General features: G+C 46.6%; 12 protein-coding genes. 7 read left to right on the top strand and 5 right to left on the bottom strand.

What is annotated here, in order from left to right:
* Positions 1–36: 36 nt before the first annotated feature.
* Entirely contained in the window at positions 37–723 is a 687-nt protein-coding gene (locus KJS52_RS08535; protein WP_213514311.1) for an MIP/aquaporin family protein, read from the bottom strand.
* A gap of 252 nt (positions 724–975) precedes the next feature.
* Complete coding sequence (locus KJS52_RS08530) at positions 976–1,335, bottom strand: ArsR/SmtB family transcription factor (protein WP_213514310.1); 360 nt, start codon at positions 1,333–1,335, stop codon at positions 976–978.
* Between the two features lie 132 nt (positions 1,336–1,467).
* Here KJS52_RS08530 and KJS52_RS08525 point away from each other — a divergent pair, with 132 nt between their 5' ends.
* Entirely contained in the window at positions 1,468–2,856 is a 1,389-nt protein-coding gene (locus tag KJS52_RS08525) for an MFS transporter (RefSeq protein ID WP_213514309.1), read from the top strand.
* Positions 2,857–3,118: 262 nt separating this feature from the next.
* Here the strand turns inward: KJS52_RS08525 and KJS52_RS08520 are convergent, their stop codons facing one another.
* Positions 3,119–4,039 carry an Rpn family recombination-promoting nuclease/putative transposase gene (locus KJS52_RS08520; protein ID WP_213514308.1) on the bottom strand — a complete coding sequence of 307 codons (921 nt, stop codon included), beginning with the start codon at positions 4,037–4,039 and terminating at the stop codon, positions 3,119–3,121.
* Between the two features lie 229 nt (positions 4,040–4,268).
* On the opposite strand from KJS52_RS08520, the gene KJS52_RS08515 reads away from it, so the two are divergent.
* Both KJS52_RS08515 and KJS52_RS27890 read left to right on the top strand, forming a co-directional pair.
* Positions 4,269–4,592, top strand: a complete 324-nt coding sequence (locus KJS52_RS08515; RefSeq protein WP_213514307.1) for a hypothetical protein — start codon at positions 4,269–4,271, stop codon at positions 4,590–4,592.
* Between the two features lie 89 nt (positions 4,593–4,681).
* Positions 4,682–4,909 carry a DUF6933 domain-containing protein gene (locus tag KJS52_RS27890; protein ID WP_373871351.1) on the top strand — a complete coding sequence of 76 codons (228 nt, stop codon included), beginning with the start codon at positions 4,682–4,684 and terminating at the stop codon, positions 4,907–4,909.
* A 63-nt stretch (positions 4,910–4,972) separates the two neighbouring features.
* On the opposite strand, the gene KJS52_RS08510 is transcribed toward KJS52_RS27890, so the two are convergent.
* Positions 4,973–5,815 carry a sigma-70 family RNA polymerase sigma factor gene (locus tag KJS52_RS08510; RefSeq protein WP_213514306.1) on the bottom strand — a complete coding sequence of 281 codons (843 nt, stop codon included), beginning with the start codon at positions 5,813–5,815 and terminating at the stop codon, positions 4,973–4,975.
* A 191-nt stretch (positions 5,816–6,006) separates the two neighbouring features.
* Here KJS52_RS08510 and KJS52_RS08505 point away from each other — a divergent pair, with 191 nt between their 5' ends.
* Positions 6,007–6,486, top strand: a complete 480-nt coding sequence (locus KJS52_RS08505; protein WP_213514305.1) for a carboxymuconolactone decarboxylase family protein — start codon at positions 6,007–6,009, stop codon at positions 6,484–6,486.
* Positions 6,487–6,588: 102 nt separating this feature from the next.
* Here KJS52_RS08505 and KJS52_RS08500 read toward each other — a convergent pair whose 3' ends face one another.
* The gene (locus KJS52_RS08500; protein ID WP_213514304.1) at positions 6,589–7,128 is read right to left on the bottom strand and encodes a TetR/AcrR family transcriptional regulator; all 540 of its coding nucleotides are present in this window, start codon (positions 7,126–7,128) and stop codon (positions 6,589–6,591) included.
* Positions 7,129–7,276: 148 nt separating this feature from the next.
* Between KJS52_RS08500 and KJS52_RS08495 the strand changes: the two genes are divergently transcribed.
* The 3 genes from KJS52_RS08495 to KJS52_RS08485 all read left to right on the top strand — a co-directional run bounded on the left by KJS52_RS08495 (position 7,277) and on the right by KJS52_RS08485 (position 12,888).
* Positions 7,277–9,586: a glycoside hydrolase family 2 protein gene (locus KJS52_RS08495; RefSeq protein WP_213514303.1), complete on the top strand. Its 2,310-nt coding sequence runs from the start codon at positions 7,277–7,279 to the stop codon at positions 9,584–9,586.
* Between the two features lie 188 nt (positions 9,587–9,774).
* Entirely contained in the window at positions 9,775–11,595 is a 1,821-nt protein-coding gene (locus KJS52_RS08490) for a family 43 glycosylhydrolase (RefSeq protein WP_246563320.1), read from the top strand.
* A 21-nt stretch (positions 11,596–11,616) separates the two neighbouring features.
* Positions 11,617–12,888: a glycoside hydrolase family 1 protein gene (locus tag KJS52_RS08485; protein WP_213514302.1), complete on the top strand. Its 1,272-nt coding sequence runs from the start codon at positions 11,617–11,619 to the stop codon at positions 12,886–12,888.
* The last annotated feature ends 14 nt before the right edge of the window (positions 12,889–12,902 follow it).

Genomic DNA, 12,902 nt, shown 5'->3' with positions numbered 1-12,902 from the left:
CTTTTTTGTTTGATCGCTTTCGATTAATTCATAGCTCTAAGCTTGCTTTTCTTTGTTCAGCAGCTGGAAGGCAGCGACCGCCAGCGCTGAGCCGACAAGCGGGGCAATCAAAAATACCCACAATTGAGATAAGGCATCTCCGCCAACGAAGATCGCCGGCCCCAGGCTTCTGGCTGGGTTGACCGAGGTTCCTGTTAAGCCGATGCCTAAAATATGTACGAACGCGAGCGTTAGTCCGATGACCAGGCCGGTTACAGCTGCATTGCTTTCAGACGAGGTGACACCGAGAATCGTGTAAATAAATACGAAGGTTAAAATGATTTCGACAACGACTGCCATCGTTGCTGAAATCCCGATTCCATAGCCAGCGCCGAACCCATTCTGTCCGAGTCCCGTCGTAGGCAAGCCAGCAGAAACGATGATGGCGTAAAGAATGGCTGAGCCTGCAATTGCTCCAGCAACTTGTGCAATCACGTACCCGATGAAGTCAGCACCTGATAGCTTGCGCTTCATGAGCATGGCGAGTGATACTGCCGGGTTGATATGACATCCGGAGATCGGACCAATCACATAGGCCATTGCCACAATGGACAAGCCAAATGCAAATGCAATTCCTAGAGTTCCGAGCTCTCCTCCCGCTGTAGCGGCACTGCCGCAGCCGAATAGAACAAGCACTAGTGTTCCAATGAATTCGGCCGTGTACTTTTTGAACGATGCGTTCATAACCTACCTCCCAAATTATAGAAATCAACCTGATTATAGACGATTGAAATCGACAAAAACTGAACACAGGCAGGTGCTGATTGGCGGTAGGAAAAGCAAGAAGTAAATCTGCTCTTTATAAACATGACGGCGACCATATCGCCGCAGGACTATGCTTATCTGTACGAAGGCAAGACGGTCACGCTGTCCAACGGCATTCACCCCAAACGGTACACACAGTGGTTCTTGAAGTGTTATCCGCAAGCGCTGCCATCAGTCAGCCTTTCCGTCCGTCTTATTCTCCGACTCATCGCTAAGGTTCCGATTCGAGAGCTCATATGCTTGCAAAATCGTATCGAGTAATCCGGGAAAGCGGTACTCCAGATCTTCTTCCCGCAGCGACAAGAAGCGCTGCGTCCCCTGAATGCGCGTGCGCACGACCCCGGCTTCACGCAGCGTCCGGGCATGGTGGGATAGCGTCGACTTCGCAACCGGCACGTCGAAGCTGTTGCACGCTTGCTCGCCGCGCCGACGAATTTCGGCAACGATGCTTAAACGGATAGGATCACTTAGCGCATATAACACGGAAGACAATTGAACATCCTCGCGGTCCGGATGGTATAACACTTTCATCGCACACCCTCCTTTATTTAAAATTATAGACAAATCGAAAATTTCCTAATTGCATTTTAACCGAAGGCATGCTATATTTCAATCGTTCTATTATAATCGAACAATAAAACAAATAAAAAGTGGGTGGAACGCATGAATACTGTAACAACCGAAACTTCCAACGCGGAACCTGCCCTGAAGCGGGAAGGGCTGCTAACGCTTTTGCTTGGGCTGGCCGTTGTGCTGGTCATTATGAATACAGCCATGTTTAATTTGGCGCTGCCCGACGTTACCATAACATTTGGCCTGACGGATGCGGTCTCCTCTTTGATCGTCACTGGCTACTCTATCGTATTTGCCATTTCATCCATTACGTTTAGTCGGCTGTCGGATTTTCTGCCGCTGCGACGGTTGTTTGCGATCGGACTGACGACACTGGGCACGGCTGCTATAGCCGGGCTATTCAGCGCCAGCTTCGCATTTTTGCTCGCCGTACGTGTCGTGCAAGCGGCCGGCGCTGGGGCGATCGTGTCGCTGTCACTAGTGCTGTTCACCCGGTATGTGCCCGTTGAACGCCGCGGCAAAGCGATGGCGCTGATCATGTCGGCCGTCTCGCTTGGCCTGGGACTCGGTCCTGTCGCCGGCGGTGCCATTGTGGAATACTGGGGCTGGAGATACCTGTTTGTGGTGACGGCGCTCACTCTGCTGTTGGTTCCGATGTTTCTCCGGTACATACCACAGGAAAAACCGATGCGTGGCGCCTTCGATACTCCAGGTGCCGTATTCATCGCCGCCGGCACGACAGGATTGCTGCTGTTCTTAACCGAGCATCTATGGATCGCGCTGGTCGTCGGCGTGCTTGCGCTCGTTTTGTTCGTCTGGCGCATCCGCAGTGCCCGGGAGCCATTCGTATCGCCCACCTTGTTCGGGAACGGTGCTTATCTGAGCGTGTCACTGGTTGGCATCGCCTCGTATTTGTGCAGCTTTGCTACGCTGTTTCTGATGCCGCAAATTTTGCTGCACCGTTTTGACCTGAGCGCGAGCCACGCCGGCTTTATCATTTTCCCGGGCTCTATGCTGGCGCTGCTAGCTTCCCGCAAGGTCGGTTCTCTCATCGACCAGTACGGCAACGGGACGATTTTACGGTATGTGCCGTTGCTGATGCTCGCCTCGACGGTGCTGTTTGCGCTGCTCAGCGGGCAGTCCTGGCTCGCTATCCTGTTTATTTACATGCTGATGAGTCTGGCCTTTACGGCGATCTCAAGCAGTGTGTCTAACGAAATTTCACGCATCCTGCCTGCGTCTCAGGTCGGTTCGGGCATGGGACTGTTCCAGTTGCTGCAGTTTTTCAGCGGCGCCTTCAGCATAGCCCTGGCCTCCAGCGCCATCGAATGGCAGCATGGACTGCCACTAGCAACCGCATATTCCAACATCTTTTGGGGACTGACGGGGATCGCGTTGTTTGCGCTCGGTGCGTCATTCGTTTATTTGCGCGGCGCCGCCGTCTCCGGAGAGACAAAGCAAGAATCTGCGCGAGCATGACGCTGAGAGCAGCAGGTAGGGTCTGACCAGTAGACAGGCGGGCGAAATTGGCGACTTTGGAGCGGGCCCATAGGGGGAGGAGAGCCACAGGGCCGACCGTAAGGCGGCCTAGCAACATCCAAGGCTCTGAATGATCTGGTTTTTCTCGAAAAACAAGCGTGTTGTTGAACATCAGATCTAGCGCCTATAAGAGGAATACCACAGATTGTTTCAGTGCGTGTGGTATTCCTTTAACCTCGATTTCTGCTGGAACTAAGTGAAGTTACAGCTCATCAGCAAGATGTTGTATATCTTTGAGCGGCAGCTTGGTTAAAGAGGAAATGGCTTCGTGGCTCATACCAGCAAGCAGCATTTCCTTGGCAACTTCAATCTTGCCCTCAGCTATTCCTTCGATTTTGCCTTCGATCTTACCTTCGATCTTACCTTCGATCTTACCTTCGATCTTACCCACGGCTATGCCTTGCTTCTTTTCTTCATATAACAGACTGTTCAGCTCAATGCGCGAGTTTTCTCGCATCTCATAGCGTCTGCGTGTTTCTTCATCGCTGCTTAGCCATTCCAGCCGTTCCTCGGTTTTTTTAATCATTGGGTCCATCTGGATCAACTCCTCTAACTGTTCTTCAGTAAGATTTTCTTCCATAAATAATAACCAACGATGTAGTGGATCATGCAAATTATGCTGCATCGCACGAAACTTTGGAAATTCAATAAAATGCAGTTCAATCAAATCCGTCAGCATATAGTCACGCGTATGGTCCTCATACAGATGAAAGGTACTATGAAACGATTCAAGAGGTAGAAAATTGAAGTTCAGCAGATTAATGGTGATCGTGCGCTTTAAATCCTGATATTTGTCGCCTGACTTGATGGATTCCAGAAACAGCTTGCCGAAATAGAATAAGGTACGGCGATCCATATTGTGCTCATTGGCCATTTGCATTTCAATATTGATTTGTACGCCATCCAATGTTTCAGCGCGAATGTCAAGTCGGCCTGTTTTGTCTTCGATAAACTCCTGCATAAGCGCTTTGTTTTCAATGACAACGACATCAGCAAGCTGCCGATCAGATGGCAAACACAAGATGGCGTTGAGTAAAGCAATCAGCGTTTCCTTCGTTTCCGTTTCACCAAATAAGCGCTGAAAGATGAAATCATTTTTAGGTTTGAGACGGTTGCGGATCATGTCTCTTCATCCTTTCATCTTGAAATTATTATAACACAAAAAACGCGTCAGCCTGACCCCCAGCCCATGCAGGAGAACAGGTGACGCGTGCTTCGCGATCGACATATTTTAAGTAGTGCTAATAATCAGTATACAGAATATACGTTCGTGTATCAAGGGAATATTTACTGATGCACCCGTACAGTGCTATCATTAAAAAATAGTAAATATTTTGAGAGGGGCAAGTTTAATGGATTTAGGAAAAATCGGCGATATGGCAGAAAAGTTTGGTGTTGATTTGGACAAGCTTGATTTGCAGCAAGTGATTACGGATAAATTTATTAAAGATAATACAACACTTCAATCCGTTCAAGCATTTTTGGAGAAAAGCGGCTTTGATGTTAGCAGCGTACTGGATTTAAAAAATATTTCTCCTGACAAGCTGGATGGATTTATTAAGCAAATTAGCTCCTTCCAATCATGGAAAGACTTTTTGCAGAAAGCAGCAGGCAGCCAGTTAGGTGAGGGGCTTGGCGGATTAGGAGACAAACTAGGCGGCTTTTTAAATAAATAATGTTAAGGAACAGCATGAACATGATTTCGGTGTTTCATGCTGTTCTGCACGGTCTTAAGAAAAAAGAATTTGCAAATTTGACCTAGCTAATAGAAGAGGCAATTGCACGCTGTCTGGCAGAGGAAGGAATTAAGCAAGAAGTGATTGAGCGGTATTTGAGCGAATCCCGGCCGTTTATTTTTACGAAAATGAAGGATCGCTTTGCTGTTGCAAGATTAAATAAAGTATGCGAAGTTGCAAAAATATTTGAGTCGTATGTGGATCCTGAAATGATGTATCAAGCGGTGGGCAGAAGCTCAATGGTATTCCAGGCTTGATATCAATAAGATAAATCATAGATTCAAATATATACGCGCCTTACATTGAACGGCCGTTTTCTGTTAGAAATGAAAAGGAAGCGTAATATCAAGCTGTTCAAGCCGTGAAGCGCTAGATATTAAATCTACCTCAGCAATTTTCCCGCCACTTATCGTGAATTGAACCACGTAGTGCAATTTTCCTCCCGGAGCTGCAACTGCTCCAATACTTCCGTTAACAAGTGCCACCTGGGCCGGTTTGGCACGTCCTACTACTCTCTTGGCTAAAGCAATAGCTCCCCTGGTTTCAGTGATGGTGCCTGTCTCGCGATCATCTCGAAGCACCACTTCCGGATCGAGTGCCTCTACCAGCGCCTCAAAATCTCCCTCGTATGCTGCGGCCAGGAAAGCGTCCACAAGCTTTTGCTGACGCAACAAATCATCTTGTGCAAGCCTTTCTTGTCCTCTCACCTTTTGGCGCGCCCGGCTCGCAAGCTTTCTGGTGGCAGGTTCAGATTTTCCGACAATTGACGCGAGTTCATTGAACGGTATAGCAAAGATGTCGTGCAGCACGAAGACGATGCGTTCCGATGGGTTCAACTTTTCTAGTACAATAAGCAGAGCACCCCCGACAGAATCGGCCATGAGCGTTTCTTGTTCGGGAGTGGACCGATCCTCTATATCCATGGGCAATGGTTCATCCATGAATTCCTCACGTCTGGCTTTTCTCGAACGAAGCATGTCGAGACAAATTCGTGAAACGACAGTGGTCAGCCATCCGCCTAAATTCTCAATCTGGCTTTGATCTGAGCGATGAAGACGCAACCATGCTTCCTGAACGGAATCCTCCGCTTCTGTCCATGAACCGAGCATGCGATAAGCCACAGCAAGCAAATGATCCCGGTGTGATTCGAATTGTTCTTCCATACTAAAGTATTCTCCTGTCTTTGCAGTTTAATTATAGAGATCCCCCTACCATACTGACGAATGGAATCCAATCCATGTGACAATTTGCCCAAATTTCTTCGTTTGTCACACTTCCCCGACCCAATACGTCATTGCAGTGAGAGGCATAATGAAAGGCTTCTAATCCCAGTTACAGAAGGAGAGAGTATCTTATGCAACAATCCAGAATGAGCAACCCCATTATGGGTTTGCCCGAAGTAGGCCAATCTTTGCAAGCGTTGGGCAGAGCGTTATTTGCATCAGCAGAAAAAAATACTTTGCCGACTAGTACCTTATTCCTTGCCTACCTTCGCGCCAGTCAAATCAACGGTGATAGCGTCTGTGTGGATCTACATTCCCGTAATGCGCTGGCCGCAGGCGAATCGACCGAACGGCTTTTAGTTGTATCCGCATGGCGTGAAACGTCAAATTTCACCGATGCGGAACGCGCAGCTCTGGCACTTAGTGAAGCGATGACCCGTCTTCATGACTTGAACGATCCAGCACCAGACGATGTGTATAAAGAGGCCTCCCTTCACTATGATGAAGGCGCACTGGCTACACTCATTATCGGGATTGCCACTGCCAATCTTTATAATCGAATTAACGTTTCAACACGACAAAGGGTGGACGTTACGTCCCCGCGCAATTAAATCGACAGTCAAAAACAGAACCGAAAATGTGCAAAAGGTGAAATCCGCTCATGGATTTCACCTTTTGCTTGTTTTAGAGGGTCCCAGTCTCTTTTTCAGCCTTCAGCGATATACGCTTTCGAAAATAGACATCATCTTGCGAACTATATCGAATTTTCCATTTTCAAACTTCCATATTACGATTGCGCCAATGATTGCGGCTGTGAACGCATCGAGCAATTGTTTTGCAGGCAGGTTAGTATGAATTTCTTCTTGTTCAATAGCCATATTGATTAGCTCAATTGACTGTGCTTCAGCCTTGAAATATGTATAAAAATGCTTGCCTTCCAGCTCGAATTCGGCCATAAGAATATGATACATAAAGTCGTGGCCTACTTTGTTAATGATATTGGCGTAATCCAGGTTATATTTTTCAAGAATTAATTTTGGCGAGGCCAGGCTTAGATCCATTGCAATCTCTTTTTCCGCTTGCGCAGAGAACCAATATAATAACAGCTCATCCTTGCTATCGAAGTGATGATAGAAGGAGCCGCGCGTTACCTTTAGCTTGTTGCAGATCATATTGATGCTCACTTTTTCATAGCCAAGCTCTCTAAACATAGCTATTGCAACTTCACATAAATTATCCTTCGTCGTAATCATTCGCTTCAACTCCCAGCTTCATCATACCATATTGCAAAAAGTCGTTAAAGTGACATCGAGATAGTCGTTAAACCGTTAGTGGCGCTGCTGAGGTTCATTTAGACTGGAATAAGAACTAGGCAATTTCATAATAGGGAGTGTGTTCGTAATGAGAAAACGTATCGAGTTAAATGATAATTGGCGGTTTATTCGGGCGAATGAAGAGCAAGCAGAGCGCGAATTGTATGATGATGCACATTGGAGCATTGTTCATATTCCCCATACGTGGAACGCGATTGATGGAGCGAATGGCTATGAATATTATCAAGGCGCATGCTGGTATAGAAAAGCATTTGATGTAGAGCCTGCTTATCAAGGAAGCAAGCTGTTTATAGAATTCAACGGCTCAAACAGCATTACCGATGTATACGTAAATGGTCAGCACATCGGTCAGCATAAAGGCGGATACTCCACGTTCAGATTTGATATAACAGATGCCGTTAAATACGGAGCTAAAAATATACTTGCGGTAAAAGTGGACAATACGGTAGTAGATGATGTGTACCCGCAAAAAGCGGATTTTACTTTCTACGGCGGAATTTATCGTGATGTGAATATAATTGTGAAGAATCCGGTGCATGTTGATTTGCTGGACTATGGTTCAAGCGGCATTTATGTTGTGCAGGAGCAGGTGACGAAGGAAAAAGCACAGCTGACCGTTAAAGTAAAGCTTGTCAACGATAGTAGTGAGGAGAAGCGCGTCAGACTTTGGGCAGACATTGTTAATGCTGAACAGCGTGCTGTCACATACGCTGCGAAGGAAGTCGTTCTGGCAGCAGGGGAAAGCAAGACAGAAGAACTTCCTTGTATTATTGAACAGCCAATTTTATGGAATGGCAGAAAACATCCTTATATGTACAGTGTCAACGTTTCACTAACGAGCTTTAATGATACGATTGATGCATGCTCGATTCCGTTTGGTGTCAGATATTTCCATGTTGATGCGGAGAAAGGCTTCTTCCTCAATGGCGAGCATCTGCCTTTATATGGGGTATCGCGACATCAGGATCGCAAGGATATGGGCTGGGCAATTACCGAGCAAGAGCAAGTCGAGGATATGGCAGCGATTAAAGAAATTGGAGCAACTTCGATTCGACTGGCGCATTATCAGCATAGTCAGTTCTTTTATGACTTATGTGATAAAGAAGGCATGGTTGTCTGGGCAGAAATTCCGTTCATCTCGGTTATGTCGCAGCATGAACTAGAAGGAATCAACGCTAAGCAGCAGATGCTGGAATTGATCAAGCAAAACTTCAATCATCCTTCCATTATGTTCTGGGGACTGCAAAATGAAATTCAAATCGGCGGAGAACGACCAGAGGTTAGACGACTCGTGAAAGAACTGAATCGTTTGACGAAGGAAGAGGATCCTACCAGACTGACGACGATGGCGAATGTTTTATTTGTCAATGAGGAAGACGAATATAATCGCATGACGGACGTTGTCGGCTACAATAAATATTATGGCTGGTATCATGGCAAAACGGATGATTTCGCGCCTTGGCTGGACAAGTTTCACCACATCAATCCCGATGTGCCGCTATGTATATCAGAATATGGGGCGGAAGGCATTGTTCAATACCATAGCACCGAGCCTAAGGTGAAGGACTATACAGAGGAATATCATGCATTATTCCATGAGCAGGTTTGGAAAATTTTTGAGCAGCGGCCTTTTCTCTGGGCTACGTATGTATGGAATATGTTTGACTTTGGCGCCAATATTCGAGATGAAGGCGGCGTGCAAGGTAGAAACAACAAGGGCTTAATCACCTACGATAGAAAGATCAGGAAGGATGCTTTCTATATGTACAAGGCTCATTGGTCGCAGGAGAAATTTGTTCATATTACGAGCAAGCGCTTTGTCGATAGAGTTGAAGAGCGCATTCAGATCAAGGTGTACTCTAACTGCAGTAGCGTAACATTGTACGTAAATGGAGCTGAGCATCAAACGATAGCTAGTGATGAAAAGATATTCATTTTTGAGCAAGTGCCTTTATCCGAGGGAATCAATGAAATCCGCGCAGTAGCCAATGAGGATCAAGTTCACTACGAGGATATGGCGAAATTCGTTAAAGTGAACGAGCCAAATCCAAGCTATGAAGCGCCAGTAGAGGATAAAGGCGAGGAAGTGGCAAACTGGTTCCAGATGCCTGAGTTGGATGGGGGAGTGATGGAGGAGCTTCACATCACCGATGATGTCTATTCCACTCGCTGCACGTTTAAAGAGCTGTTTGCGAACGAAGAAGCGGGAGCAGTACTAACGAAATACTTGGGTGAGGATTTTACAAACAGACCTACGTACAGCATGACTCAAGGCTTTAAAATAGATACATTGGCGGAAATGGCGCCAGAGCATTTCACAGAAAAGCTGTTGTATGCGCTTAATAAAGAACTGATCAAAATTAAGAAATCTATCTAAGCAAACAAGGCTTGAGCAACGCGTGTATCTCGCTGCTCAAGCCTTTTCTTTTAATAGCAAATCTTTTAAGCAATCTTTAAAACGAGAAGTCGTTAAAACGGCATAAAAGAAGTCGGCTTAGCGTTAGTTGCTTGCAGAGCCCTCCTTTATGATAAAGCTTATATAGTCTATCGCAAAATAGAAAGGATGTGGCTTATGAGATGACGTATATTTGCAATCCGCTCAATATTGAGTATAAGTATCAATTTATTCAAATGGAAGGCTTAAGGGTCAACAGAGAGGCAGCAGATCCGACATTGATTTTATTTAAAGACAGGTATTTTTTGTTTCCCTCGATGACGGCTGGCTTTCTTGTTAGTGATAATCTTACGGATTGGGAATACCATCCGTTAAATGGGATGCCTATATATGATTACGCGCCAGATGTAAGTGTAATAGGTGAATATATGTATTTCACAGCTTCAAATTCTGAGAAGAATGGCTCTTTCTATCGTACCAAAGATCCGATCCATGGAAGCTTCGAGGAAATCGAAGGCACATTTCCTTTCTGGGACCCGAATCTATTCGTCGATGATGATGGGCGAGTGTATTTCTACTGGGGCTGCTCGAACCTGAAGCCGATATATGGCGTTGAATTAAATTCCGAAACGATGCGACCAATGAGCGAGCCTGTTGAGCTTATTTTTAGCAATACGTCAGTGATCGGTTATGAACGGAATGGTGAAAATCATATTCCTCCCAAATCTGCTGAACAGATCGAGCAAACACTGCAAAATTATAAACGAATGATACCTGATGTTGCAGACGAAAAACTGGAAGAACTTCGAATTATGCTAGGAAATGATCCTTATATTGAAGGGGCATGGATGGATAAGCACAACGGCAAGTACTACTTGCAATATTCCAGTCCCGGCACACAATACAATGTGTATTCAGATGGGGTATACGTGTCGGACAACCCGCTAGGTCCATTTACACTAGCGAAAAATAATCCTTACTCGTTTAAGCCAGGCGGCTTTATTCCGGGAGCGGGCCACGGGTCGACATTGCAAGATCGCCATGGCAACTGGTGGCATACCTCTACGATGAGAATTAGCGTCAATCATATGTTCGAAAGACGACTAGGCTTATGGCCAGCCGGATTTGATCAAGATGGCGAGCTGTTTTGCAATCAGCGATACGGCGATTGGCCGATGAAGCTTGAGCAAGCCAAGCTCAATCCGTGGGAAAACCCGCAATGGATGCTGCTATCGTACCGCAAGCCGACAAAGGCTTCTTCTTTTATAACGGGCAATGAACCAGCAAAGGCAACCGATGAAAATGTGCAAACATGGTGGAAGGCAGCGACGAATAGCAGCGGCGAATTTGTTGAGGTTGATCTGTTGCATGCATGCGATGTGCATGCTGTTCAAATTAATTTTGCCGACGATCATAGGCAGCTTGAGCTTCCCGAAGGGGCCGAAATGCATAAATCGGGTCATATGCCGCGATATATTGATCAGCGCAAGCATGTGACGAGATGGATCTTGGAGGGTTCGCTTGACGGCGATACGTATTTCGTGATCGAAGATAAATCGCAAGCAGATTCGGATTTACCGCATGATCTCGTTGTAAGGGAGGAAGGGGTGAAGGCTCGCTATATTCGTTGCACGGTCGTAGAGCTTCCGTTCCGTCAACAAGCCTGCATTTCTGGCTTGAGAGTGTTCGGAATTGGCAACGGAGAACCCCCTGCACAAGCCTCGGGAGTGAAGGTTGAAGTGTTCAATGGGCTTGATCTTTCTGTTGCCTGGGATCAGGACAATGCTGTCGGGCACAACGTACTATGGGGCTTTGCGCCGGATAAGCTGTACCACAGCTATATGGTATTAGGCAAAAATGAGGCTGCAATCGGGGCTTTGATTAAAGGAGAGCCACTGTATATAAGAGTCGATTCCTTTAATGAGCGCGGAATTACAGAGGGTGAAGTGATTCCGGTAATCGCGCAAAATGGAAAAATAATTTTCAGCTAATGATGAAGGAGAGAGATTGAGATGACAAAGCGTTTTCCTGAAGGCTTCTACTGGGGAGCATCTACTGCCGCACATCAGGTGGAGGGCAATAATATACATTCAGATTTTTGGTTAATGGAGCATTTGGAGGGTTCTATTTTTCAGGAGCCGTCTGGAGATGCAGTGGACCACTACCGTCTCTATCGTGAGGATATTGCGCTAATGGCCAAGCTGGGCTTGAATTCATACCGTTTTTCTTTCGAATGGTCTCGCATTGAGCCCGAAGAAGGGCAGTTCAATCAGGAAGCGATTGACCATTACCGAGATGTACTAAAGGCATGCCAGGAGTTTAACATTATGCCGATTGTAACGCTGCATCATTTTACGTCACCGCAGTGGCTCATTCGTGCTGGAGGCTGGGAGTCCGAGGAAACTCCGCAGCGCTTTGCTCGTTACTGTGAACATGTTATGCAGCAATTGGGCGATGCGATTCCGTATGTTTGTACGATTAACGAGGCGAATATTTCAATCGGGATCGCCAAAATCATTAAGCGCCATCAGGCGCAGGAGACGGCGCAGGTTGGAGTTAATACAGGCTCGATGGAGCGCATGCAGCAATACTACGCAGCTTTAGGCAAAGCATTTGGCTTGCCTCCACAGGAGATTCATTCCTTCCTGGGCGCCAGAAGCGAGAAAGGCTTAAGCATAATCTTCAAGGCGCACGAGGCTGCAAGAGAGACGATTCGTCGCGTCAGCCCTCAAACTAAAGTGGGCATTACGTTATCACTGTACGACATCCAATCGCTGCCTGGCGGGGAGGCGCTTGCAGCTCAAGCCTTGCAGGAGGAGTTTCTTCAATTCCTTCCCTACTTAGAGGGTGATGATTTCTTTGGCGTACAAAATTATACGCGTTATGTTTATGGGCCGGATGGCTACATTCCTCCAGCTGCTGATGCAGAGAAAACGCAAATGGGCAATGAGTTCTATCCGCAAGGACTGGAGTCGGTAATCCGCTATGCTTACGAGCATGTGAAAAAGCCGATTATCGTCACGGAAAATGGTATTGCTACAGCGAACGATGAGCGCAGAATTGCGTATATCGACCAAGCGTTGCAGGGCGTTCAGGCTTGTGCCGCGGATGGGATTCCAGTCCAGGGGTATATGCACTGGTCGCTGATGGACAACTTCGAATGGCAGCTTGGCTTTTCCAAAACCTTCGGGCTAATCGCAGTCGACCGCTCCACCCAAACAAGAACACCAAAGCCAAGCGCCTACCACTACGGCAGCATAGCGAAAAACAACGCATTACTATAGAGACAAGGGGAGGT

Source organism: Paenibacillus montaniterrae (assembly GCF_018403185.1).
Classification (GTDB): Bacteria; Bacillota; Bacilli; order Paenibacillales; family Paenibacillaceae; genus Pristimantibacillus; species Pristimantibacillus montaniterrae.
Note: the sequence above shows the minus strand (reverse complement) of the source record. Positions and strands in the feature narration are given on the sequence as shown.

Excerpts from the sequence above, each read along its gene's own strand:
- KJS52_RS08530 (WP_213514310.1), bottom strand. The coding sequence starts at position 1,335 with ATGAAAGTGTTATACCATCCGGACCGCGAGGATGTTCAATTGTCTTCC.
- KJS52_RS08485 (WP_213514302.1), top strand. The coding sequence starts at position 11,617 with ATGACAAAGCGTTTTCCTGAAGGCTTCTACTGGGGAGCATCTACTGCC.
- KJS52_RS08520 (WP_213514308.1), bottom strand. The coding sequence starts at position 4,039 with ATGATCCGCAACCGTCTCAAACCTAAAAATGATTTCATCTTTCAGCGC.
- KJS52_RS08525 (WP_213514309.1), top strand. The coding sequence starts at position 1,468 with ATGAATACTGTAACAACCGAAACTTCCAACGCGGAACCTGCCCTGAAG.
- KJS52_RS08495 (WP_213514303.1), top strand. The coding sequence starts at position 7,277 with ATGAGAAAACGTATCGAGTTAAATGATAATTGGCGGTTTATTCGGGCG.
- KJS52_RS08500 (WP_213514304.1), bottom strand. The coding sequence starts at position 7,128 with ATGATTACGACGAAGGATAATTTATGTGAAGTTGCAATAGCTATGTTT.
- KJS52_RS08535 (WP_213514311.1), bottom strand. The coding sequence starts at position 723 with ATGAACGCATCGTTCAAAAAGTACACGGCCGAATTCATTGGAACACTA.
- KJS52_RS08515 (WP_213514307.1), top strand. The coding sequence starts at position 4,269 with ATGGATTTAGGAAAAATCGGCGATATGGCAGAAAAGTTTGGTGTTGAT.
- KJS52_RS08510 (WP_213514306.1), bottom strand. The coding sequence starts at position 5,815 with ATGGAAGAACAATTCGAATCACACCGGGATCATTTGCTTGCTGTGGCT.
- KJS52_RS08505 (WP_213514305.1), top strand. The coding sequence starts at position 6,007 with ATGCAACAATCCAGAATGAGCAACCCCATTATGGGTTTGCCCGAAGTA.